Below are 23,376 nucleotides of genomic sequence, written 5' to 3'. Positions count from 1 at the left end.
CCTGAAAATCCAGCCGTCTCTGCCGCCTATGCTGTCGAATGCAAACCAAAATACCGAAAGCCGGTGTAGAGTTTTAAGGCGCCGCTGATGCCGATCCAGCCGAAAAGGGCGAGCCAGCTCAATGTAGCGGCCGCCGTCCAGTCGATCCGGTGCACCGCGCCGTCGGTGATGACGAGGCCAAGGATGGAAAGCAGGCCGACCAGAAATTGCGCCAGGCCTAGCACCAGCAATTCTTCGCGCGGCGCGCTTTTCCAAATAAGGTAGGTGCCGCCAGCGCCGGCGAGGAAGATGGCGCTGTAGACCTGGGCGTGGAAGGGATCGACCGTCCATGGCCAGGTGCTGCTGACCATAGCGGGAAACAGCAACATGCCCAAGCCATAGAGGCAAAGGACCGCCGTTTCCGCCAACATGTAGCTGCGCCATGCCGGGCTTGGGGTCACGCCACTTGCTGGCTGACGGGCCCTGGCCCGCCACAGGAACAGCCCCGATACGGCGACCGAACCAAGATAGACCAGAAACCAGAGCCAGGCCGCTTTTCGCTCGAAGTCGAAATAGCCGAGATTGATCAACGAAACCACCGACACTATGAGGGTGAAGATGAACGCCATGACCAGCACGAGCCTGCCCGGCGACCAGCGATTCCAGAATAAGAGCGCCGCCATCACTGCCATTTCGGCGGTGTAGAAGCCGCCGAGAAAGCGGGCACTGAACGGCGTGACGGGCCAGGGCCAGCGCGGCTTGACCAGCGCAGGCGCGAAAAACAGGCCGGCGCCGACGATGAGGACAATAATGACCCCAGCCGAGAAAAGCCGTAGCGACGCGGGAAGTGGCGGGTTGTTGGATGTCGGCACGGGAGAAAGCCCCACAGATGAATGCCCCATGCACCCATCATAGTGCCGCTTGCGGCCGGTGAAAATCCGCCGCATGCAAATTGAGCTGTCATCAGATCTATCCATTCGAATGGCCGTTCGATCCCTTTCGACGTAAGATGGGGTGCGCGGACCGAAGCCCGGTCCGGCCAATACGCCTCGGGGCGCAATTTTCCGGAGCCTGCACCATGACCGAAGCTCAGGATCTGTTCTCACTTTTGCGGCAATCGACCGATGTCGAACCGCAGGCAATCGATGCGATCCGGCGAACCATCGCCGAGGGCAAGGACCGCGAGCTTTGCCGCATCAATGGGCTGGCCTTCGCCAGCAAGAATGGCCTCGACGAGGAACGCACCATCAGCGCCTTTCTCCATGCGGCGCGGGTGGGCATCTTCGACATTTCCTGGAATGTTCTATGCCCGGGCTGCGGCGGCGTGCTCGACACCAACGCCACGCTGAAAACCATGCAAAAGGACGAATACACCTGCGCGCTTTGCTCCGAGGGCTATTCGCCAACCCTCGACGAGATGGTCGAGGTGACATTCACCGTCAGTCCACGCATACGCAAGATTGCCGCCCACACTCCACACGAACTGCCGTTGGTGGAATATTTCCGCCAGATCTACTTGGCGTCCGGCGCCGACCTGCCGGAAGAAGATTTGGCGGAGAAGATGGAAGCGTTCTCGCTGGAGGATATCGAGCTTGCGCCCGGTGAAAAGGCGGTGTTGCCCATACAGCTTCCGCCTGAATTCGTCATCGTGTTCGAGCCGGTCACGCATTCAGCGCAGTTCATCGACGCTAAGGGCGAACCAACAAAAGAGCGCCGAAGCCTCTCCTTGGTTTTCGACCGCGACCATGTCCAGAACCAGACGTTGGAGATGCAACCAGGCCCTTTGCGCATTTCCCTGGAAAACAGGACCGAAACCCGCGTGCTGCCGACGGTCTTCATCGCCGGCCACGCATTGCACGATTTCCTGGGCAAGCGCCGGCCCTTCCTGACCGCCAAGCGCTTGCTCACCAACCAGACGTTTCGCGATCTCTATCGCACGGACACGCTCGATATCAACCAGCGGCTGAAGATCACCAGCCTGACCTTCCTGTTCACCGACCTGCGCGGATCGACCGAGCTTTACGAGCGGGTCGGCGATCTGTCAGCCTTCGATCTGGTGCGCGAGCATTTCCAGGTGCTGCACGAGATCGTCGCGGCGGAGGCGGGCGCGGTGGTGAAGACGATCGGTGATGCGGTGATGGCGACCTTCGCGACGCCTGATCGTGCGGTGGCCGCGGCCCTCAGGATGCGCGATGCCATGCGTGAGCTCAACGGAAAAAGCGGCCGCGAGGACCTGCTGCTCAAGATCGGAGTCCATGCCGGCCCTTGCATCGCCGTGTCCATGAACGAGCGGCAGGACTATTTCGGCCAGACGGTCAACATTGCTTCACGGGTCCAGAACCTGGCCAACGCACAGGCGATCTTCGCCACCCGCGCGGTGGTTGACGACAATCTCACCGCCGACCTGTTGCACAGGAACGCGCTGACCCCCGTGCCTCACGAAGTCTCGCTGCGCGGCATCGAGCGGGAGATCGCGGTGTATACAATCCCCTGAGGAATTGCAGGATGAGCGTGAAACGTTTCCCGGGGAAAGCGCGTAGCGCTCTCGCTTGGGAACTGCGTTAAAACAAAGAGCTGGAGCAGCGTTATGGTAGAGCGCTCTCGGCCGCTCACAAGCGCTTGCAGAGGAAATAACGATCGGCAGGCTCCGACGTCGGCGCCGGAAGGCGTTGCAGCAGCGGGTGATCGAGCGGCGTGCCGCTGACGGCGAAGCCGCCAACGCGAAGCAGGCTCGCAACCAGATCGGGAAGCCAGGTAGCGGTCACTGCATCGCGATCATCATAGCCGGTCCCGATGTCGGCATGAACAAGGGCGGCCTCGATGCCAATGAACTTGCGGCCGGTTTCGCGTATTTCGCCGAGCACGAGGTTTTCAGCTTCGGGAATTGAGCTGGCGTGTGCGCCGACTTCGCGGTCGAACACCACGATCCGGCGCCCGGGCAGGCGCTCGCGCAGATGGTGGAACGTCCGGCCATTGCCGAGGCCGAGCTCGAGCACCAGCCCTTCCATCTTCGCCACCTCGGGGCAGACGTGATCGAGAATGTCACGCTGTGCTGTCATCCTGCTGATGAAATTCTCGAGACGACTCATATGCTTTTTGTATCCTGAACCAGATCAAGAGATCGGCTATGCCCGCGACACGACCTGTTCACGAGTGCATCCCCAAGGCGACGCGCTAAGCTCGATTGAGTGTCGGCACATATAAGGGCGGACGATGAACACTGCAACAAGTACGGCCGCAGGGATCATAACGGGTGGAACAGGCGGCACAGCGTGCCGCCTGAATAGCGATCTCACTTGTAGGGGTCTGCGGCGTCCCGCAGGCCGTCGCCGAGGAAGTTGAACGCCAAGATGACGAGAACGACCGGGAGCATCGGCAAAAGTAGCCATGGATAGAACGCGATCACGCTGACGCTGCGCGCCTCGGTTAGCAGGATGCCCCAGCTGGTTGTCGGTGGCCTCAAGCCCAGCCCAAGGAAGCTCAGCGCCGTCTCGCCCAGGATCATGCCGGGTATGGAGATCGTGGCGGTCGCGATCAGATGCGACATGAAGCCGGGGATGAGGTGCCGCCGGATAATGCGGCTGCTGCTGGCGCCCATCAATTGTGCCGCCAGAACGTAATCCTCCTCGCGCAAGGCCAGAAGCTTTGAACGCACGGCCCGCGCCAGTCCGGTCCAGTGGAGCAGCCCGAGGATGACGGTGATGCCGAAATAGATCAGGATTGGGCTCCAAGTTATCGGCATGATCGCCGCCAGAGCCAGCCATAGCGGAATGCTGGGGATCGATTGCAGAACTTCGATTATCCGTTGAACGATCAGGTCGAAGATACCGCCGTGATACCCAGCCAGTCCGCCTATGACAATGCCAAGCAGGAAGCTGAAACTGATGCCGACCAGGCCGATTGTTAGTGAAATGCGTGCGCCATAGATGATACGCGAGAGCACGTCGCGCCCCAGCCTGTCCGTGCCGGCCAGAAAGAGCTGGCCATTTTCGGCAGGACAGAAGAAATGCCTGTCACCTTCGAGGAGGCCCCAGAACCGGTACCTGTCGCCTTTGCAGAAGAAGCGAATCCGCTGAACGTCATCCTGTTCGTCGATGTAGTTGCGCTTGAGTGTGTCCATATCCAGCGTCATCTGGCGACCATAGACGAAGGGCCCGACAAGCTGGCCGTTGTGGAACAGGTGTACCCGCTGCGGCGGCGAATAAATGTAGTCCATGTTGCGCGTGTGCAGATTGTAGGGCGCTATGAATTCGCAGATCAGTATCCCGAAATAGAGCGCTGCCAGAAATATGCCGGATACAAGAGCAAGCCGGTGCCGTCGGAATTTCCACCACATCAGCCGCAACTGCGACGCCTGAAAGACCTTCGACTGCTCGGCCGTCATCGCCTCGACCGATTGCAGGTCAAAGGGCGCGATGGAAACATAGTGTTGCAGTGGGGCACCCGGAGCGGGCAGGGGCGATTGCTTGTTCATTTGGTGCTGCCGCCCTGCAAACGGATTCGTGGATCAAGCAGCGCCAGCGCCAGGTCGGAAATCAGGACACCGATCACGGTCAGAAAGGCAAGGAACATCAGGAAAGACCCTGCCAGATACATGTCCTGGCTTTGCAGCGCTCTGATCAGCATCGGCCCCGTCGTTTCCAAAGACAGCACTATCGCGGTGATTTCGGCACCGGAGATGATGGCCGGCAAGATAGAGCCGATGTCGGAAATGAAGAAATTTAGTGCCATGCGCAGCGGATATTTGACGAGCGCCCTGAAGGGATGAAGGCCTTTGGCGCGCGCGGTCACGACATATTGCTTGTGAAGCTCATCGAGCAGATTGGCGCGCAGGCGCCGGATCATGCTTGCCGTGCCGCCGGTGCCGATGATCAAGACCGGGATCCACAGATGGGCGAGGATCGACTTCGCCTTGGCCCAGCTCATTGGCTCACTGAGATATTGCGGGTCCATGAGATGACCGATGGAGGTGCCGAACCAGATATTGGCGAAATACATCAGGATCAGCGCCAGCATGAAATTCGGAATGGCCAGGCCGAGAAGCCCGAACAGAGTAAGGCCGTAGTCGCCCCAACTGTATTGATGAGTGGCGGAGTACATGCCGATCGGAAAGGCGATGAGCCAGGTGAAGATGATCGTGACGAAGGAAACCAGCACGGTCAGCCACATTCGGTCCCCGACGACGTCGCGAACCGGCAGCTCATATTCGAAGGAATAGCCGAAATCGCCGTGCAGCATCCCGCCCACCCAGTAGAAGTAGCGAATGACCGGCGGCTGGTCGAAACCATATTCCTTCCGCATCATTTGGATGCGGTCGGAATCTACCGCTTCGCCCTGGGCCCGAAGCTCGGAAACATAGCTATCGAAATAGTCGCCTGGGGGGAGCTCGATGATCGTGAACACCAGGGCCGATATGATCAGCAGCGTTGGAACCATCACAGCAATGCGCCAGACAATATATCGAAACACGCTCAGGACTCTCCAAGCCAGAATGTATCGGGCATGTAGACACCGAAATAGGCGGTCGGGTCATAGCCGTAGAGGGCCTTGTCAGGCAGATTGCGCAGCCGTGAGGACGCCAGAACCGGCTGATGCGTTCCGTTCACCGTGCCGATCGAAAACACCTGATCGGTATAGATCGACAGCATTGAATTCCAGATCTCGGCGCGCTCCGCGGCCTCGGTCGATGCGTTCCAGCGCTTGAGCAGAGCCATCAACTCGACCACAGGCGGAAGATCGGGCGCCTCACCGAGCGTGCCACGAGACAGGTAGTGAGCGCCCCACAGCGGCCATTGCAGCTGGTCGTCGATGGTGGGGGCCAACTGGTACGGATTCATGTCGGAGGTCGGCACGCCATTGTCGATGCCCGACCACATCGACATCATGATCTGGCCGCCAAGCGCGCGGCTGCGGAAGATGTCGCGCTGCGAAGTGCGGACGAACAGGGCGATGCCGATCTGACGCCAGTGATCGGTGATGAGTTCGAGCGCGTCGGTTTCCAGCGTGCTTTCGCCGGCCGTTTCCACTATGATCTGCGCCGGGCGTCCATCCGGAAGTACACGCAGGCCATCATCGTCGCGTTTTTGAAGCCCGACCTCGTCGAGCAGCGCGTTGGCTTGGTCGGGATCATGGGCGACCCAGGCCTTCGCGAATTCCGGCCGGTAGAGCGGGCTCTCCGGCAGGACCGTATCGGCACTTTCCCGCGCTAATCCGTAGAATACTGCCAAATTGATCTCGCGCCTGTCCACAGCGAGGGAAAGGGCGCGGCGCACGCGCACGTCACGAAAAAGGCTGCGCCATACCTTGTCGGCACAATTCAGATTGGGCAGCAGCGCCAGCCGGGAACCCTGTGTGCGTCTCCACAGATGCATCTTCACCGGGTAACGCTTCTCCGTATCCTTCAGGAAAGAGTAATCGGCGAAGTCGATGCCCATGCATTGCAGGTCGCTCTCACCCGCACCGGTCTTGGCGGAAATGATCGCCGATGAGCTGACATTCAAGACAAACCGGTCAACATAGGGTAACTGCCTGCCATTCTCGTCTATTCTATGAAAGAACGGATTTCGCTCGAAGATGAACTGCTCAGCCGGCGGCTTGGTCCGGTTCTGCCAGGGATCGAGCGTCGGCAACTCCGGGTTCTCCGGGCGATACTGCCGCGACATGCGGATATGCAGGAGCGTCCATTTCTGGACCCGGTTCTCCGTCATTAGGCCGGCGAGCCGGAACGGATCTTGGTATTTCTTGTGGAACTGCTTGAGATAGGCGGCCGGCAGAACAAGCGATAGCGGCGAGGCAGCAGCGAGCTTGGGCAGGAAGTCGGGATTTGGCGCCTCCCAACTGTAGCGGACCGTCAACGGGTCGACGATCTCGAAGCGTGGCGGCTTGCCATCTGCCACCAGGCCCGGAGCAAGCCCGCCTGGCGACAGCTCATCGTTCAGCCAGACATCTTCCCAGCAATAGCGGAAATCTTCCGACGTCAACAGGCTGCCGTCAGACCATTTATGTCCTACCCGCAGCTTGAATGTGAAGACACGATCATGCGCGACGTCGAAACTTTCGAGGATGTCGGGTTGCATGTTAAGCTTTTCGTCATAGCCGACCAGGCGAGCATACCCATAGATCGTCATTATCCGGATATCTTTCTGGCTGCCGATGATCGTGCGCAGCGTGCCGCCATACTGGCCGGGTTGCCGGCCCATCGCAGCCAGATTCAATACGCGCGGGCTCTTGGGCAGGCGTTCGGCGAGTGCCGGCAGCGCCCTGGCCGTGAGCTGCGGCTGAAGAAACTCCGGCTCCAGATCGCCTGCGCGTAACGTGCCCGGCACAAATGCCGAAGCCATGAGCCCAAGGGCAGTGCGCCGGCTGATCAAGATCGTAGCTCGCTGACATTGGCCGAACGTCGGGCCAGCACGAGGTGGCCGCCGCCAAGGTCGAGCGGCGACAGCACATCCTCGTCGCCCTCGTCGCGGAATTGCGGTCCCCATGCGCTCTTGTCGGAAGCACCGCTGAGCTTCAGCGTCTTGAAATCCATTGGCCTGTCGAGATCGGGAAAGGGTACTGCGGCGACCAGTGAGCGCGTGTAGGGATGGACCGGTTTCCTAAGCAGAATTTCGCGCGGCGCAAGCTCGACGATACGCCCCCCGCACATCACCGCGATGCGGTCTGCCATGTAGTCCACCACCGCTAGGTTGTGGGATATGAATAGGTAAGTCAGGCCCAGTTCCTTCTGCAGGTCCTTCAGGAGGTTCAGAATCTGCGCCTGGACAGAGACATCGAGCGCCGAAACCGGCTCGTCGCAAATCAGCAGTTCAGGCCCCAGCGCCAACGCGCGCGCGATGCCGATACGCTGACGCTGCCCACCGGAGAAACTGTGCGGATAGCGCTTGATGAAGCGCGGATCGAGCCCGATTGCCTGCATAAGGCTCTTCACCGTGGCTAGTCGGGACGCGGCATTACCTCGTTGATGGATTTCCAACGGCTCGCTCAAGATGTTCTCCACCGTCATGCGAGGTGAAAGCGATGAAACCGGATCCTGAAATACCATCTGGATCTTCGCGCGCAGCAGGCGCAGGGCGGCTCTGTCGCCTCCCAACACATCGATCGGTCCATCGCGGCCATTGAAAAGCACAGAGCCGCCGCTAGGTGTGACAGCTCGCATGAGCATCTTGCTGACGGTGGTTTTGCCGGAGCCGCTTTCGCCGACCAGACCCAGGCACTCACCCCGGATGATATCGAAGCTCACGCCGTCCACGGCGCGAACTGAGGTTTGATGATCGCCGCCGAACCATCCCGACTTGCGGATGGTGAAGGTTTTTGTCAGGTCCCTGACCGATAGCAGGATGTCGTGCGGCCCCTTCGATGCCGGCGCCGTCTGTTTGCCAAGCAGGTTCTCGACATTCACCGGCACCTCGCGCAGCGCCTTTAGCCGTTCACCAGGCTTCAGGTCGAAATGCGGAACGGCTGCCATCAGGCCCTTCAGGTAAGGGTGACCTGGCCGGCGGAATATCGCCTCGACAGGTCCCGCTTCCATGATCTCGCCATGGTAAATGACGACCACCTCGTCGGCGACATTGGCGACCACGCCCAGATCGTGGGTGATCAGCAGCATCGCCATATTCAGCTTGCTCTGAAGCTCGCGCAGCAGTTGCAGGATTTGCGCCTGGATGGTGACGTCCAACGCCGTCGTCGGCTCGTCGGCGATCAACAGGGCGGGCCGGCAGATAAGCGCCATGGCGATCATGGCGCGCTGACGCAATCCTCCCGAAAGTTCAAATGGATACATGTCATAGGCGCGCTTGGGATTGGGAAAGCCGACAAGGCTGAGCATTTCCTCGGTCCGCGCCTTGCGCTCTGCCCGAGCCATGGGCGTATGGATCTGCAGCGATTCGCTGACCTGGTTGCCGATCGTGTGCAGCGGCGAAAGCGATGTCATCGGCTCCTGAAAGATCTTGCCGATGCGGCTGCCTCTCAACGCCCGGATTTCGGGTCCATCGCGCGGCATCTGCAGGATATCCTGTGTCGTGCCGGGCTTTTCAGGATCGGAAAACAGGATACGGCCACGAACATGGGCTGTGTTCGGCAAAATGCCCATCACTGCCTGGCTGAGAACTGATTTTCCGGAACCGGACTCGCCGACAAGCGCGGTAACCTTGCCGGGAAGGACGCGAAGATTTGCCCGCCTGACTGCATGCAAGGGTCCCCCGATAATGGCAAAAGAGATGCCAACATCTTCGACCCGCAGCAGATCAACGCCCGAATTCATTCTCACCAGCCCACTTTGCCGGCCTGCCGGGCGGCAAACCAGAAAGTGAGACTAGCGTATTGCAGGCTTAGAGCAACTTGGATTCGAAAGGGTTGCCAGCGGCGAACCGGGCGACCGACATAACAAGGTGTTCGGATCAGATTGGGCCGGGCTACTGGAGCTTCCTCGGGTCGCCCGGCGACAGCCGTGCGGCATCGCGATGAAGCAGCATGACCTGCTCTGCCTCCGATCTCCGGTCGGAGATCGCCTCCAGCGCACTCTCTTCATCGAGCGCGAGAGCGCCCGACAGATCTGGTGAAAGCACCGTCAGCTTCTGCTTGAGCCCCGCCAGTTCCTCGCTGCCGAGCGTCAGCCAGCTGTTGGCGCCGCAATAGCTGGCGAAGTCCTTGCTGGCGAGAACGCGGTGCGGGTATTTCTTGGTCAGGGTCTGGAGACGCTGGACCTCGTTTACAGCCGAGCCAAACACGGAGAATGTGAGCCGGTCGGTAAGCCCGACATTGCCGAACATCACGTTGCCGACATGCAGGCCGATGCCAAATTTTATGTCGGACAACCCTTTTTCCTTTCTTCGCAGATTGAGCTCCATCATGCGCGCAGTGGCCTTGTGCGCTGCCGCCAGAGCAGCCTGGCAGGCGATCTCGGACTGCGAGCGATGCCTTTCGCAAGGATAGACGGCAATGAAGCCATCACCTATGAAACTCATGATCTGCCCGCCTTTGCGATTGAAAGGTGCGGCAATGGCGTCGAAAAATTGGTTCAGCGTATCGATGTAGATTTCGCGGCCCGACGTTTCGGCAAGCCGTGTCGACCCGCGCATGTCGGCCATGACCAGTGCGGCCCGGATTGTATCGCCCTCGCCGCGCTTGATCTGGCCGTCCAGCACGCGTCTGCCGGCGTCGCCGCCGAGATAAGTGGTCATCATGTTGTCGGCCAGCTTGGTGAGCACCGCCATTTTGGTTGCGATGGCGAGATGGTTTTGGATACGCAGCAGCGCCGAAATCATGCTGTCGCTGAAACCTGAAGCACTGTCGGTCGACCAGGACCCGATCATGCCCTGACTGGTATTGCCGTTGAAGGGATGGACGAAAGCCATGTAGTCGGTGACGCCCATAAGCCTGAGTTCATCGAAGACAGGAAATTCCGACGGGACCGACGGGTCGAGACGACGCCGCAGATGGTCGAGCTTGTTGCTGAGCAGATGGTAGTATGGGCTGGTCAGGAACGTGTCGGAATGAACGCCGTCCTTTTTGCGGAAGCCTTCCACTTCCATGCCTTGGCCGCGAAGCCAGGTGAAGCCGAGCGCGTCATAGAGCGGATGAAGCATCGAAAAGCTCAAATGCACCCGCTTCAACGGCAGGCCGGCAGCAGCCAGCCGCTCGCAAAACCCCTTTACCAGTGTTTCCAGCTCGTTGCCTGCCAGCGCCGACTGAGTAAGCCAGTCGGCAACCTTATCCATGAGAATTGTGGAAATTTCTGCTCGCGCCATGCTCATACCACCTCGAAACCCGTCGACTGCGATCCGCCATAACACAGTCCGCCAGCGACCCAAAGATACCCCAAGTCAACGGTCGCGTGCGGCGGCAAAGGCGAAGGAATTCCCGAATGACTGTCGTTGCAACCAAGGTACAGGCTTAACTGCATTCATGCCTTGCGGCCTTATGTGGCGAAGCTGCGGCCGGAGTGCAATCACGTTCCTGACATCGGCAAAGTCGCCACCGGGGCGCTTGTCAGGCCTTCACCACCGTCTCTCGGAGCAGCCCAAGACGGCCAAAAACATTGCGTGTGTCGACGATCAGAAGGGCGTGATCAGCGACAGCCTTATAGTCGATCGCGTCATGGTCGGTTGCAACGACGACAGCATCGAAATCCTTCACCACCGCCTCGGTCAACTCGAGCGAGCGGCGCCCCCTGAGGGCCATATGCTCCCGTGTGGTCGGGATCTCGGGAACATGCGGATCGTGGAATTCCGCCTTGCCGCCCCATTCCTCGATAAGTTCGATGAGCCGCAATGAGGGGCTTTCGCGGATGTCGGGCACATTCTTCTTGTAGGCGAGCCCGATGATGAGAATGCGCGAGCGGCTGAGCGCCTTGCCGCAGCGGCGGTCCAGTGCTTTGGCCAGTTCATCGACCACGTGACGCGGCATAGCAGTGTTGATCTCTGCCGCCAGCTCGATGAAGCGGGTCGGCAGTTCGTATTCGCGCGCCTTCCACGTCAGGTAGAAGGGATCGATTGGAACACAGTGCCCGCCCAATCCGGGGCCTGGATAAAAAGGCATGTAGCCGAAGGGCTTGCTCTTGGCCGCCTCGACCACCTCCCAGATGTCGATGCCCATCGCGCCGAGCACGACCTTCAATTCGTTGACGAGGGCTATGTTGACTGACCGGAATATGTTTTCCGTCAGCTTGACTGCCTCTGCGGTTGCCGTGCTGGAAACCGGAACGACGGTTTTGACGACCCCTTGGTAGAAAGCCTGCACGAGCGTCGCCGCTTCAATGCCGTCACCTGCCACGACCTTTGGGATCGTCGCGACTTCAAAGTTGCGGTTGCCGGGATCCTCGCGTTCGGGCGAGAAGCCGAGGAAGAAGTCTAACTTCGACTGCAAGCCGGTTTCTTCCAGTATGGGCTTGATCACATCGTCGGTGGTGCCGGGATAGGTGGTAGATTCCAGCACGACGAGGTGGCCGAGACGCAGATGCTTTGCGATGATGCCAGTCGTGTTCCTGACAAAGGAGAGGTCCGGCTCACGGTTTTTTGTCAGCGGTGTCGGAACGCAGATGATGATGATGTCGCAGGTCGACAGTTCGGCAAAATCCGCTGTGGCGCGGAACCGTCCACTCGCCACGTGGCCGGCGAGGGCTGTCGACGTCACCGCCTCAATGTAGGATTGGCCGTTGTTCAGGCTCTCGACCTTCTGGGCTTCAATGTCGAAGCCGAAAACCGGGAAGCCGGCGCGTGCGACCGCAATCGCGAGCGGCAACCCGACATAGCCCAATCCGATCACGCCGACATGCGCGGTGTGCGCCGAGATACGGTTCAGCAGACGGTCATATGCCGAAGATCGTGAAGCGTCCAAATCTGCTTTCCCGTTAGTTGGGACAGGATGGCCGGTGTCAGGCGCGGCTTACCAGTCCCACAGAACCATGGCCGAGGCATATTGCGGAAAGTGGATTCTCGCAAGCCGTCATCCGACCGGCAACTTTGCATTCAGGTCTGCAGCAGCCATCGCATAGCCGCCAGCCGCACCGTCTATGAAATGAACATGATCGCGGTGCAGCGGCGAGGCGACGAGGCATGTCATCAAGGCCGATTTCTGGCGATGCAGGCCATAATTGCAGATGCCGGCCTCTTCCGCCTGTTTCAGCCGGTTCTCTATCCGTTGCAACACATCAGCATCAACGTCGATGGTCATCTTCAAGCCGTCGTCGAATTTCCGGAAATCCGAATTGCTGGCCACGTCGCGTTTGTAGATCTTCGGATCGAAACCGCCGACGGTCCAGCCATATCTATCCGCGACGGCCGTAAGCGCCATCAGGAACACTATCCACAGCTTCGACAGCCATCGCCGTCCCACCGGCGCCGTGGCTCGCGCCTCGATATCGAGGCCGGCGGGCAGCAAGCTGTAACTCGGCCCATTCACCGGCACCGGGTGGCCATCGCGTTCCTGTCTGCCGGCAATGGCGATGATATCGGACGCCAGAAACTGAAAACCGCGCACATCGCGCGACGACCCCGGAGTGGCTATGATCGAGACGATTTCGCCATGACGGGTTTCGATCGGGTTCCAGCGGCAGGACAGGCCGGTCAGGTCCGGCCGTGCGCCGGCCGGAGCAGGATCGATACGGAAGCGCCCTGCTTTCATCTCGGCTTCCGCCCAACTGCCGCCACCGCCGGCGAACATGGTATAGAAGACGGCATCGGATGCTTGGAACCTTGCCACGCGAACGTCGAGGCCTTGCGCTCGAATATCCTTTATCGGCACGATTGCGGCACGCAGGCTTAGGTCCAGTTCGTCCGCCACCCATCTCTGGACAGCCGCCAGCGCCTTGCGGGTGGGCTCCATCGCCGAGCCGGGAAAGGCGACGAGCGCCCCATCGCCGCCGAAGACAAAGGGAAGGTCTTGCCGACCCAGCGCGTTGAGGAGGGCCGAAATGACACTGGCGCCGGCCATATTGACCGTTTTATAGCGTCCCGTCTCGATCGCCTTGGTCGAGCCGACAATGTCGGCGGTGGCCAGCGCCCAACCATCGGGGAGGGGCCGATAGTTGTCGATGTCGGCAACGCTTTCGAATTTTGCGAAGACCGGCAGAGAAGCGACAAACGGGTCCGAGGCGGCAGCTGTTTCCATGAGTATCAGATAGCACATTCCACTGCTTGGAGGTGCAGTCGATGGTGCTTGAATTTGACTTGCGCATGCTTTCCGATGATAGGGTCGCGCAATGCGAATTGCCTTCTACGCGCCGCTGAAGTCACCCAATCATTCCGTTGCCTCCGGCGACCGCCAGATGGCACGCACGCTGGTCAAGGCGCTGGAGCATGGAGGACACAGCGTCGAACTGGCATCCGAATTGCGCTTCTATCTACGCGAACCGGAGCCGGAACGTTTCGATGCGCTCAAGATAGAGGCCAAAGAGGAAGCCGCGCGGCTGACGCGGCTTTGGGATCGTGATGGCAAGCCCGATCTATGGTTCTGCTATCATCCTTATTACAAGGCGCCCGACCTGATCGGGCCCGGGCTGGCGTCGACCTTTGCTGTCCCATATGTGACAGCCGAAGCTTCCTATTCGAGGCGCCGCAATGCCGGTTTGTGGGCTGATACACAAGCGCTGGTCGTCCAAGCGGTCCAACAGGCGGCGCTGAACATCTGCTTCACGCAAAGAGATCGTCAGGGACTGGCAGATGCGATACCTGAGGTCGCGGTTGATATGCTGTCACCCTTCATCGACACATCGGTCTTCCATAAACTGCCGGCACGAGGTTGCCCGACGCGCCTCGTTGCTGTTGCCATGATGCGCCAGGGCGACAAAGTCGAAAGCTATCGCATGCTGGCGCAAGCGCTGGGTCAGATTGGCCATTTGCCCTGGACGATGTCGGTCGTCGGCGACGGGCCTGCCCGTGACGAGGTCAAGGCGCAATTCGCCGGCTTCGCCGCCGAGCGTATCGAATGGCTCGGCGCGATCGATCCAGCCGCCGTGCCGGATGTCCTCTATGGGGGAGGAATTTACGTCTGGCCGGGTTACGGGGAGGCCTATGGCGTTGCCTATCTTGAAGCACAAGCCGCCGGTCTTCCGGTGGTGGCTCAGGACATCGCCGGCGTGCCGGAAGTCGTGCGAGACGGCCAGACCGGGTTTCTCACCCCGCCGCGAGATGTGGCCGCCTTCGCTTCTGCCATTGAAAGGCTTCTGGCCCGTAAAGACGAGAGAACCATCATGGCTGCAGAAGCCAGACGTTTCATCCTTGAAGAACGTTCCCTCGGCATTGCAGCGGCGCGCCTGGTCGAACTTCTTTCGAAGGTCTCGGTTTCATGACATCCTGCGATCGAGTCTGGCAGCCCTTGGTGGAAGAATTGGCGGGCCGGCAACGGGCCGGTCGCAAGGCAGAGTTCTGGCTGCGCGACGATGATGCCGTGGATCCGACGCCGGCGCTTGATCGGCTGCTCGACCTCACGGGTGAGTTCACCGTTCCGGTCACTCTGGCCGTCATTCCGGCCCTTACGGATGAGAAGCTTGCTGCCCGGCTAGACGAGGCGCCGCATGCCACAGTGGCCATGCATGGCTGGGTGCATCGAAATCATGCTCCCGAGGGTCACAAAAAGCAGGAGCTCGGCGCCCATCGGCCAGGCGAGGCCGTTCTTGAAGAACTGGCTGGCGGGCTGTCGCACCTAACGGGCCTGCACGGCGCGCGAACCGTCCCGATGCTCGTGCCCCCCTGGAACAGGATCGACGCCGGCCTGGTATCCGACCTTGGATCGATAGGATTTGCGGCATTGTCGGTCTTCGGGCCCCCGGACCCGGCTTCACTGGCGGTCATCAACTGCAATGTCGACATCATGGATTGGCATGGCACGCGCGGCTGCCGCGACCACGGTCTATTGATCCAGGCAATCGTCGCGCGCTTGCAGGATGCATTCGACGACGAACCGGTCGGCCTGCTCACTCATCATCTCGTACACGATGAATCGGCCTGGCTTTTCCTTGAACGGCTGTTCACGGTCACTGCACAGATTGACTCCTGCGTATGGCTTCCAATCAGGACATTGATCGGGCGCTGCGCAGGTAAGGGAAGATAGCTCGCTCACCGCTTTTTGGGCAAGGAGACTGGAAATTCGAGGGTCTGCCCATCCCGCGCCGCAAATGCGCCGGTAAACCTGTCTTTGGCCAGTTTCTCGATCTCATCCAGTTCCTCGTCGGTGCGTGTCGCATCGTGATGAAACAGCGCAAGCCCTCGCGCACCGGCGGCGCCACAGAGTTTGATCCCCTGTTGCCATGTCGAGTGCCCGTTACCGCGGCGGCGTTCCATTTCCTCATCGGTGTAGGTGCAATCGTAGATGACGAGGTCGGCATCTTGGATCAGGCCGAGCACTGCGGGATCGAGTTTGTCGGGCTCGTGCTCAGTGTCGGTGATCACCGACACCACACGGCCACCCCATTCGACCCGGTAGCCGATGCAGCCGCCTGGGTGAACAAGACTGCCCGTCCGGACCACCACCCCTTCGCGGGGCCGAAGCGCGTCTCCGGCCACGAAGTCGCGGCAGTCGAGGCTTGCCTTGCAGGCCTCCAGCTTCACCGGAAACCAAGGCGGCCGGATGAATGCATCGACCATCTGCCGGGTCGTCATGCGCCCGGCAAGGTGCCCGGACCAAAGCGTAACCGTGACGCTCCGGTCGTAGATCGGCGCAAAGAATGGCAGCCCGATGATATGATCGTAGTGGCAATGCGTGAAAAGTAGGTCGAAATCGGTCACGCCCAACGTCCGAAGCGCCCCGCCGGCAGGCCGCAGGCCAGAGCCCGCGTCGAACAGAAGCGTATGCTTACCACAGCGCATCTCAATGCAGCTTGTGTTGCCGCCATAGCGAGAGAATTCTGGCCCCGATACCGGGATGCTGCCGCGCACTCCCCAAAACCTGACCAGGAAAACGTCGTCGTCCATGGTAGCCCCTTCGCAGTCCCGTCGCTCATCGTAGCCAAACAACTGCCGCTAGAGCACCAGGAAAAGTGTGAACCGTTTTCCGCCCGAAATTTGCCGATGTCCTCCAGTGACCTTCTCAGCCTGAGGCTTGCGCTATAATGACGGGGAGCGTCGACCGCATCTCATTGGCTATTTGGCACTTCGTGCATCGATCAGATCGGCGGTGGTGTGGCTTAGGCGATCGGCAAGGACCCGCAATATCTCGATGGTCATTTCCGGGGACTCCTTCATGAGTCTCAGGAAATGATCCTTGCGGATTCTCAAGGCTTCCAGCTGACTTGCCGCTCTGACGGTGGCTGTGCGCGAGCTGTTGCACAGTATGGCGATCTCGCCAACAATCGAATTTGGCGCCATTTCGGCTACTTTTAACGGCCCTCTGTCGGAATCGACCAGAATATCTGCCTTGCCTGAAAGGATGACATAGGCGGCATCTCCCTCGTCGCCCTGCCGGAAAAGGATCTGGCCCGCGCCGTAGCTCACGCGATCGGAGGTGAACGCAAGCAGTTTGAGCTTTGTCAACTCAATGCCAGAAAACAAGGGAACGCGTTGCAGCATTCCAACTTCATCCTTGAGCAGCATTGTCGCAAACCTCAAAATTCGCGTTTGCCAGATTAGAGCAACGCGCGCCCAGATGGAATTGGTTCCGTATCCGGGACGTCGCTCTACGACACCAGTTCCTTGAAGACGCCGCCGCCTGCCAAAAGTGTCTCGTGTGTTCCGTCTTCCACCAATTCACCCGAGTCGAACACGATGACGCGATCGAACATCATCGCCATGGACGGATTCGTCACCACCCAGACAATTGCCGGCGAATGGTCGTCGCGTCTGGCTTCCTCGAGAACGTTCCGCAACACCTTATCTTGCATGCGTTGATCGAGCGCCGACAGCGGCCGGTTGAGAATGAGAAAATCGGGACGCTTGAGCAGCGCTCGGGCAACGTCGAGCTTCTGTCGCTGTCCACCGGTCAGCCGCCTGCCGCCGGCGCCGACGTTGAAATCCAGGCCGACATTGAGAAGCTCGCCATAAAGCCCCAGCTCGTCAAGAAGGTCATAGAGGATGGAGCGTATGCGGTCCGGCGCGTCGGGGTGATTGTTGCCCAGACGCCCGAACAGCACATTATCCATGACAGTAGCGGCGGCAATGTATTTGCCCGGATCGTACCGTTCGATCGCGTCATGCAGCTCGGTCGGCAGGTTTTCATAGAACCGGTTGCGGGCAGTGACGATCTTGCTCATCAGCTCATCGCTCAAAAGGCCGAAGCGGTGCCGGGGCTCGATGTAGGCAAAGCTCAAGCTAACGATCATGGCGCGGTCGGTCTCCGAAACCGCCTCGTAGGGACGGTTCTTGAGCCGTTGCAGCAAGGTTTCGTAGGCCGGTATCTCCTCGGCGCTCATGAAGGCGAGCTGCTGGAAAAACTGGTGATCGGCTGGCAGGTCGGCAAACAGCTCGATCGCCTGTTCGGCGATCTCCATGCCCATTTCGTAGAGCGTGCGGTCGAGACCGGCTTCATTGAGCACAGAAGCAAAATAGGGGTTGGCAGCCAGCGCCCTATCCGCCAGTTCAGGGCCGGCCGCAGCGCCGAAGAGCAGGTTCTGGCCGATTGTCGCTTCCTTGTTGTAGGCGCCCGGTTCGAAAGGAACCACCAGTCCGCTCAGCCCTTCCTGTTCAAGCCGGGTTCGCAACGCCGCACGCAGTTCGACGATGCGCTTGGCAAGTTCCGTGTGACGCTTGAGGTCGGCCGAAGAGCGCAAGCCAAGGTCCAGAATGTCGCGCGACAGAACAACCGCGTCGAGCACCCGGCGCACGGCTTCAAAGAGGTCGTGCGGGCCGGTGGCGCCGGCGGAAGCATAGTTGATCCAGTCGCTACGGATATCAAGATCCGGATTGCCAGACCGGCGCGCCTCTTCGATGTTCCAGCGGTGTTGGTCTGCCGCTGCACCGTCGTAAGTCACCGGTGTCAGCGGCGCATGTTTCAACCCGTAGAGCAAGTTATCGCGGAGGCTTGCCTGGAACAGGAAAACATCCGACGAGGCATACGACATGCGCCGTCCGGTCACCGCTTCGGGGAGTTCAAGCAGGTCGTCGGTGCCCGAAACGATCCTTCCGCTGTCGGGCCAGTTCAGCCGCGCAAAGGCTTCTGCAAGCGCTTCGGCTCCGCCTGTTGCAGTGCTGACCAGCGCCACCGTCTCACCCGGCTTGACCTGGAGGGAGACACGGTTGAGAAGGATCGCACCGCCATCGTCTGCTATGGACAGACCGATTGCCGACAGGGGGGCGGTCATCGGATCGGGATCGTCGATCGCCAACGCCCCGATTGTAGGCGCAATGAGACCCTCCACAGTGAACTGTTCAACCACCTGCTGATATTTGACCTGGACATCCTGCCGATCCTGATCCCAGTCGATCAGTTCCTTCATCGGTCCGGGCAGGTCCTTGTAGGCGCCGATCACGGCCACGAGCTGGCCGACGTCCAGCCGACCCTCAATGGCTAGGTAACCGCCGATCATGTAGAACAGAAAGGGCGTGAGCTGCGCGAGAAAATTGTTGAGGAACTTTACCATGAATTTCCATTGGTAAAGATCGAAGCGGATCTTGAATATGAGCCCGAGCCGGGCAGCTATGTCGGCGCGCTCGTAGTTTGATGTATCGTGGACGTGAACCGCGCCGATACCGTCGACAATTTCGCCAACCCGGCCCGAAAGTGCACGCGCCGTCAATTGCCGTTGGCGCCCGAGCACGAGCAGCCGCCGCCGCATTCGCGGGATGAGCACGATCTGGATCGTCACGATCACGACCGCTATCAGTCCGAGCCAGACGTTCTGGACCATGATGAAGAGCATGGCGGTCAGCGCCTGACCGCCGAGCAGTACCGGCTGCAGAAAGGCGTCGCCGATAAAGCCGCCCAGCGGCTCCACCTCGTCCTTCACCATGGTCGCCACTTCGGCCGATTTCACCCGCTTGAAATAAATCGGCGGAAACCGCAGCACACGATCGACCAGATCGAAACGGATACGCCGCAGCATGCGTTCGCCCAGACGGCCCTTGTAGGTGTTGATGTAGAGTTTAAATAGGCCGTTGATGACGACCAGCAGGAGGAACACAAGGCTCAGGGCAAACAGCGTCGCCTTGCGGCCGAGCTGAAAACCGGAGAAGAACAGGACCTCGCCAATGAACGGCAGGCTATAATGCAGCCTCATGAATGGCTGGGTCGCGCCCACTTGGTCGAAGCCTTTACCTTGAATCGGGCCGTTGACGATCAGCTTCGGCAGGTCGAAGGACATGAAATAAGGGACCATCGAAAGCACGACGATCATCAATATCCAAAGCTGCTGCTTTTTCGTGTGGGTCCAGATATAGCGGGCTAGGCTGGGTTCCATATGCGACCGTGGACCCTTTAGTTGGAAGGATGCGGGACGAAGAAGCGGCTACCGGCGCATGGCGTGTCGGCAATTTCTGCGTCGCCAATGACAAGCTCGAAGATGCAGTGCACGAACGACGCCGATGGTCCCGACAGATGCAGCCGGCTCTCTCCGGCACCGGGCAATGGCGAAGCGGCTAACAGCATAATCAAATCCGCGGATCAAAACGGCCTTGCGGGGGGCAAGATTGCGTTGTGTCGCCCGAAATCCCACCATACAAGACGAATATGATGGATGTCACGCAACCACGCAATGCCGGCATGGACTGGCGCGAGCAAGCCTTGGACCTCACGCGCGGAATTGGGGCCTATGTCGACCGACCTCTCGTGGCAGGGCTGGCGCGCGTCATCGCCCAGCATCCGAACGCCGATATGGGCAACGCGTTCAACCACAAACAGGTCGCCTGCAAGATGTGGGCGCTCGATCGGCTGTTCGACAGCTGCGGCGGGCGCTTCGGGCGCATATGGGTTCTGGGTGGTTGGTATGGCGTGTTGTCGGCGATGCTTTTCAACGATGTCCGCTTCGACATTGCGGCGGTCGACAGCATTGACATCGATCCCGAAGTCGCGCCCGTCGCCCTGACGCTAAACCGGGACGCCGGCGACCGGTTCCGGGCCATGACGGCAGATATGTACGCACTCGACTATGCGGCCGGGCGTCCCGACCTGACCGTCAATACGAGCTGCGAACACATAGCCGATCTGCGCGCCTGGCTTGCGCTGCTTCCGCAGGGCACGAATGTTCTGCTGCAATCGAATGATTATTTCAGCGAGCCGACGCACGTCAACTGCGTGGCTTCGCTGGCAGCCTTCGAAGCAATGGCGGCACTGCGGGAGGTGCGCTTCTCCGGCGAGCTGCCGACCAAAAATTATACGCGCTTCATGCTGATTGGAACTGTCTAGCTTTTCGCCCAAAATTGCGTAGCGGTTTGGGGCATTAATACACGTCCTTGAAGCGCCTTGCACGAAGCTCACCAGAAGCGACACGCGTTAGAGCAAATTCCAGGAACATGTGAACGGCTCGCCGTTCGGACTTGCGGCAGAACAAGGAGGTAGAGCGGTTCAGAGGGTTTCCGCGAAACGATGAACCGCGTTAGGATCCATCGTCTGTTGATCATGAGCTTTTCTTGAAATCAGCCCCTCTGTTTAGGGACCATGTTCGATGCCGGTCGCGCAGGATTTGCGCCGAGTGACGGGCGCCGTCCAGATTGAGGCGATGCGCGGATGGTCTAGGTGCCACAAGCGCAGCTTCGATCGCTTTCGCCAAACCTTCAGGCGTTAGGTCCCTTTCCATAACAACCGTCGCAAGACCGAGTTCTTCAAGCAGCAGGGCGCGAACCGTTTGTTCTGTTTCACCGCCTGCTGCAAATGGGACGAGCAGGGAGCGACAACCCGCGCGCAGGACATCGCAGACCGTGTTGTAACCCGCCTGCGAGACGGACAGGCGGGCAGCTGTCAGCAGGCTCGCGAAATCCTCGCGGAACCGGAAGATGGACAGGCCCGGCGTGACGTCGTGTGCGATCGCGTCAAACTGGTCTTTCGGCAGGTTTGGGCCGGTGATCAAACACCATTTCCAACCGTTCTTGGCATTCCGCGCCGCTGCGATGGTGGAGCTTACAAGGCTGCTTCCGGCAGCTCCGCCGCCAACTGACACCAGAACGTCGAAGCGCTCGGAGGCCGGGGGCGAGGGCGGCGCGGCAACGAGCCCCGTGTAGGTGACCTCGGCCTTGATCGCCCCGGCCAGTGGAAATGTCTTGTCGACGGTTGCAAAAGCCGGGTCGCCGTGGACCATAACAAGGTCGAAGTGCGTATTGACGAGATCAACCGTTTCCTCATTTCGGCCCGGCTTCACGCGCTCCTGAAGGATGTCACGGATGGACGTCGCCAGCAGCGGTTTGGGCGACGTCGCGTTGATCGCCTCGATCAGCGGCAAGAGTTCGAATCGCATCTGCCGGCGTCCAAATGGAAACGCCTCGACAATCACGACATCAGGCCTGCAATCCCGGAATGCTTGGAGCAGCATCTCTGAACGGCGATTCTTGAAATCATCGTCGACGGGTATGCCCTGCAGATCGACAAGTCCGGAAAATGTTTCATCACCGGAGGTGACAGGTGGCAGGGTTACAGATTTTACCCCCGGTCCCGGAAACCCTGCGACCGGCGCTCCGCCGGTCACGATCGTTACGTCAAACCCGTCATCGACCAGAGCCGCCGCGACGCGGCTGGTGCGAGCGAGATGTCCGATACCGAGCAGGTGCTGGACATAGAGGAAGGCACGGAGCTGCTTCAATCGATGGCCCGCCACTCGCGCTCGAACAATTCCTTGAGTTGTCCAATGCTCGCCGTATGATCGAAATTGCCGCGCACGTGCCGCTCTGCGGCGTCGCCTAGGCGGGCGCGCAGGACGGGATCCCGGATCAGGCGCTCCAGCGCCTGTGCCAGGGCGATTGGGCTGTTTGTCGGTACCAGCAGCCCGGTTTCATCGGGCGATATAAGCTCCGGCACACCAGAAACATCGGTGGACACGCATGCGAGCCGCTGGCTAGCTGCCTCGACAAGAACATTTGGCAAGCCGTCCCGGTCCCCATTCGCGGTGATCCTGCAGGCCAGGGCGAAGATGTCGGCGCAGCGGTAGTGCTCAAGCACCTGCTCCTGCGCAAGCGCCCCTTTCCAGGCGACGCGATCATCCAGGCCGAGTTTTTGCGCCAGCGCCTTGAGCCGTTCCAGTTCTTCGCCGTCGCCGATATGCTCGAAACGCCAGGCCAAATCGCCAGGCAAGAGGGCAAGGGCCTCCAGCAAGGTATCGTAACCTTTCTTTTCGACGGCCCGTCCGACACTCAGAACGACAACCGCTCCGCCGCGCTCCGAGCCGTCATACTGTTGTCGCGCGTCGCCAAAACTTCCGAAGCGATCAAGGTCGAGCCCATGATAGCTCAGATGCACAGACGAGTTGCCTTTGGCGAGTTTTTTCAGACGATCGAAGCCGGTTTTCGTGCAGGTGACTGTCCAGCGGGCCGAGGAAAGTTTGCCAGCCAAATCCCAGTCCGCCGAAGTCCAGATGTCCTTGGCATGGGCTGAGCAGCTCCAGGGCAGGCTACGAAGCTGGCTGGCGTAGCGCGTCACCGATGCCGGCGTGTGCACGAAATGCGCATGCAACCATCCCGCTTCTTCCGGCCATTCGGCCGCCAGCACGAGCGCTTGCCCGAAGCGGCGTGCGCGATTGCGCGTAAAGTCGCGGGAGATATCGGCTACCAGCGAACCGAGCGCGCGCCAGAAGCTCGGCCGCGGCAAATAGGCACAAAGCGAGCGAAGCACGCGTAGCGGCTCATCATGCAGATATTCCGGCAGGTAGTGGACCGGCGCTTTGATCTCGTCATGGACGGGGTGCCGTTTTGCGTCGGTGGGCCGCCTGAGTGCGACGAGTATCAAATCGAACCCCGCGCGTTCCAGACCGAGCAGTTCCTGTGCGATAAAAGTTTCCGACAGCCGCGGATAGCCCTTCAGGACCACGACGATCTTGCGACGTTGCAA

The 23,376-nt window shown here is 60.0% G+C and carries 18 protein-coding genes; 4 read left to right on the top strand and 14 right to left on the bottom strand.

Annotated features, from left to right (window positions below; genetic code table 11):
- Positions 1-26: 26 nt before the first annotated feature.
- Entirely contained in the window at positions 27-926 is a 900-nt protein-coding gene (locus LB516_RS21460; RefSeq protein WP_224720322.1) for a hypothetical protein, read from the bottom strand.
- A 131-nt stretch (positions 927-1,057) separates the two neighbouring features.
- Between LB516_RS21460 and LB516_RS21455 the strand changes: the two genes are divergently transcribed.
- Entirely contained in the window at positions 1,058-2,473 is a 1,416-nt protein-coding gene (locus tag LB516_RS21455) for an adenylate/guanylate cyclase domain-containing protein (protein WP_140722169.1), read from the top strand.
- A gap of 115 nt (positions 2,474-2,588) precedes the next feature.
- Here LB516_RS21455 and LB516_RS21450 read toward each other — a convergent pair whose 3' ends face one another.
- The 8 genes from LB516_RS21450 to LB516_RS21415 all read right to left on the bottom strand — a co-directional run bounded on the left by LB516_RS21450 (position 2,589) and on the right by LB516_RS21415 (position 13,587).
- Complete coding sequence (locus tag LB516_RS21450) at positions 2,589-3,068, bottom strand: class I SAM-dependent methyltransferase (RefSeq protein ID WP_140722172.1); 480 nt, start codon at positions 3,066-3,068, stop codon at positions 2,589-2,591.
- 203 nt (positions 3,069-3,271) lie between these two features.
- On the bottom strand, positions 3,272-4,453 hold the full coding sequence (locus LB516_RS21445; RefSeq protein WP_140661348.1) for an ABC transporter permease: 1,182 nt from the start codon (positions 4,451-4,453) through the stop codon (positions 3,272-3,274).
- Positions 4,450-5,448 (bottom strand): ABC transporter permease, encoded by a 999-nt coding sequence (locus LB516_RS21440; RefSeq protein WP_023767396.1) that lies wholly within the window; start codon positions 5,446-5,448, stop codon positions 4,450-4,452. Before LB516_RS21440 ends, LB516_RS21445 begins: the two co-directional genes overlap by 4 nt.
- A 2-nt stretch (positions 5,449-5,450) precedes the next feature.
- A complete protein-coding gene (locus tag LB516_RS21435) occupies positions 5,451-7,319 on the bottom strand; it encodes an ABC transporter substrate-binding protein (RefSeq protein ID WP_411969416.1) in 1,869 nt (622 codons plus the stop codon).
- A gap of 26 nt (positions 7,320-7,345) precedes the next feature.
- Positions 7,346-9,241 (bottom strand): ABC transporter ATP-binding protein, encoded by a 1,896-nt coding sequence (locus LB516_RS21430; RefSeq protein WP_140619042.1) that lies wholly within the window; start codon positions 9,239-9,241, stop codon positions 7,346-7,348.
- Positions 9,242-9,392: 151 nt separating this feature from the next.
- Entirely contained in the window at positions 9,393-10,733 is a 1,341-nt protein-coding gene (locus tag LB516_RS21425; RefSeq protein ID WP_140722175.1) for an adenylate/guanylate cyclase domain-containing protein, read from the bottom strand.
- A gap of 235 nt (positions 10,734-10,968) precedes the next feature.
- Entirely contained in the window at positions 10,969-12,315 is a 1,347-nt protein-coding gene (locus LB516_RS21420; protein WP_140722178.1) for a nucleotide sugar dehydrogenase, read from the bottom strand.
- A 108-nt stretch (positions 12,316-12,423) separates the two neighbouring features.
- Positions 12,424-13,587: a DUF3095 domain-containing protein gene (locus tag LB516_RS21415; protein ID WP_140722181.1), complete on the bottom strand. Its 1,164-nt coding sequence runs from the start codon at positions 13,585-13,587 to the stop codon at positions 12,424-12,426.
- Positions 13,588-13,678: 91 nt separating this feature from the next.
- Between LB516_RS21415 and LB516_RS21410 the strand changes: the two genes are divergently transcribed.
- Complete coding sequence (locus LB516_RS21410) at positions 13,679-14,767, top strand: glycosyltransferase family 4 protein (protein ID WP_140722184.1); 1,089 nt, start codon at positions 13,679-13,681, stop codon at positions 14,765-14,767.
- Positions 14,764-15,528 (top strand): polysaccharide deacetylase family protein, encoded by a 765-nt coding sequence (locus LB516_RS21405; RefSeq protein ID WP_140619051.1) that lies wholly within the window; start codon positions 14,764-14,766, stop codon positions 15,526-15,528. The genes LB516_RS21410 and LB516_RS21405 overlap by 4 nt, the downstream gene beginning before the upstream one ends.
- Before the next feature lie 5 nt (positions 15,529-15,533).
- Here LB516_RS21405 and LB516_RS21400 read toward each other — a convergent pair whose 3' ends face one another.
- The 3 genes from LB516_RS21400 to LB516_RS21390 all read right to left on the bottom strand — a co-directional run bounded on the left by LB516_RS21400 (position 15,534) and on the right by LB516_RS21390 (position 19,804).
- A complete protein-coding gene (locus LB516_RS21400; protein WP_140722187.1) occupies positions 15,534-16,388 on the bottom strand; it encodes an MBL fold metallo-hydrolase in 855 nt (284 codons plus the stop codon).
- A 168-nt stretch (positions 16,389-16,556) separates the two neighbouring features.
- Positions 16,557-17,006 carry a cyclic nucleotide-binding domain-containing protein gene (locus tag LB516_RS21395; protein ID WP_140661343.1) on the bottom strand — a complete coding sequence of 150 codons (450 nt, stop codon included), beginning with the start codon at positions 17,004-17,006 and terminating at the stop codon, positions 16,557-16,559.
- 83 nt (positions 17,007-17,089) lie between these two features.
- Entirely contained in the window at positions 17,090-19,804 is a 2,715-nt protein-coding gene (locus tag LB516_RS21390; RefSeq protein WP_140722190.1) for an ABC transporter transmembrane domain-containing protein, read from the bottom strand.
- A gap of 269 nt (positions 19,805-20,073) precedes the next feature.
- On the opposite strand from LB516_RS21390, the gene LB516_RS21385 reads away from it, so the two are divergent.
- A complete protein-coding gene (locus tag LB516_RS21385) occupies positions 20,074-20,748 on the top strand; it encodes a class I SAM-dependent methyltransferase (RefSeq protein ID WP_411969415.1) in 675 nt (224 codons plus the stop codon).
- A 211-nt stretch (positions 20,749-20,959) separates the two neighbouring features.
- Here LB516_RS21385 and LB516_RS21380 read toward each other — a convergent pair whose 3' ends face one another.
- Together LB516_RS21380 and LB516_RS21375 are read right to left on the bottom strand one after the other, a co-directional pair.
- On the bottom strand, positions 20,960-22,135 hold the full coding sequence (locus LB516_RS21380; protein WP_140722193.1) for a glycosyltransferase family protein: 1,176 nt from the start codon (positions 22,133-22,135) through the stop codon (positions 20,960-20,962).
- Complete coding sequence (locus LB516_RS21375; RefSeq protein WP_140619062.1) at positions 22,132-23,376, bottom strand: glycosyltransferase family 4 protein; 1,245 nt, start codon at positions 23,374-23,376, stop codon at positions 22,132-22,134. The genes LB516_RS21380 and LB516_RS21375 overlap by 4 nt, the downstream gene beginning before the upstream one ends.

It is taken from the genome of Mesorhizobium sp. CO1-1-7, assembly GCF_020164885.1.
Classification (GTDB): domain Bacteria; phylum Pseudomonadota; class Alphaproteobacteria; order Rhizobiales; family Rhizobiaceae; genus Mesorhizobium; species Mesorhizobium australicum.
The sequence above is the reverse complement of the archived record's forward strand: the minus strand, read 5'-3'. Positions and strand labels throughout refer to the sequence as shown.

What these genes read in the sequence shown, in the direction of transcription:
- LB516_RS21435 (WP_411969416.1), bottom strand. Translation starts at nt 7,319, where the DNA reads ATGGCTTCGGCATTTGTGCCGGGCACGTTACGCGCAGGCGATCTGGAG.
- LB516_RS21415 (WP_140722181.1), bottom strand. Translation starts at nt 13,587, where the DNA reads ATGGAAACAGCTGCCGCCTCGGACCCGTTTGTCGCTTCTCTGCCGGTC.
- LB516_RS21425 (WP_140722175.1), bottom strand. Translation starts at nt 10,733, where the DNA reads ATGAGCATGGCGCGAGCAGAAATTTCCACAATTCTCATGGATAAGGTT.
- LB516_RS21410 (WP_140722184.1), top strand. Translation starts at nt 13,679, where the DNA reads ATGCGAATTGCCTTCTACGCGCCGCTGAAGTCACCCAATCATTCCGTT.
- LB516_RS21430 (WP_140619042.1), bottom strand. Translation starts at nt 9,241, where the DNA reads ATGAATTCGGGCGTTGATCTGCTGCGGGTCGAAGATGTTGGCATCTCT.
- LB516_RS21445 (WP_140661348.1), bottom strand. Translation starts at nt 4,453, where the DNA reads ATGAACAAGCAATCGCCCCTGCCCGCTCCGGGTGCCCCACTGCAACAC.
- LB516_RS21460 (WP_224720322.1), bottom strand. Translation starts at nt 926, where the DNA reads ATGCGGCGGATTTTCACCGGCCGCAAGCGGCACTATGATGGGTGCATG.
- LB516_RS21405 (WP_140619051.1), top strand. Translation starts at nt 14,764, where the DNA reads ATGACATCCTGCGATCGAGTCTGGCAGCCCTTGGTGGAAGAATTGGCG.
- LB516_RS21455 (WP_140722169.1), top strand. Translation starts at nt 1,058, where the DNA reads ATGACCGAAGCTCAGGATCTGTTCTCACTTTTGCGGCAATCGACCGAT.
- LB516_RS21400 (WP_140722187.1), bottom strand. Translation starts at nt 16,388, where the DNA reads ATGGACGACGACGTTTTCCTGGTCAGGTTTTGGGGAGTGCGCGGCAGC.
- LB516_RS21450 (WP_140722172.1), bottom strand. Translation starts at nt 3,068, where the DNA reads ATGAGTCGTCTCGAGAATTTCATCAGCAGGATGACAGCACAGCGTGAC.
- LB516_RS21390 (WP_140722190.1), bottom strand. Translation starts at nt 19,804, where the DNA reads ATGGAACCCAGCCTAGCCCGCTATATCTGGACCCACACGAAAAAGCAG.
- LB516_RS21395 (WP_140661343.1), bottom strand. Translation starts at nt 17,006, where the DNA reads ATGCTGCTCAAGGATGAAGTTGGAATGCTGCAACGCGTTCCCTTGTTT.
- LB516_RS21385 (WP_411969415.1), top strand. Translation starts at nt 20,074, where the DNA reads ATGATGGATGTCACGCAACCACGCAATGCCGGCATGGACTGGCGCGAG.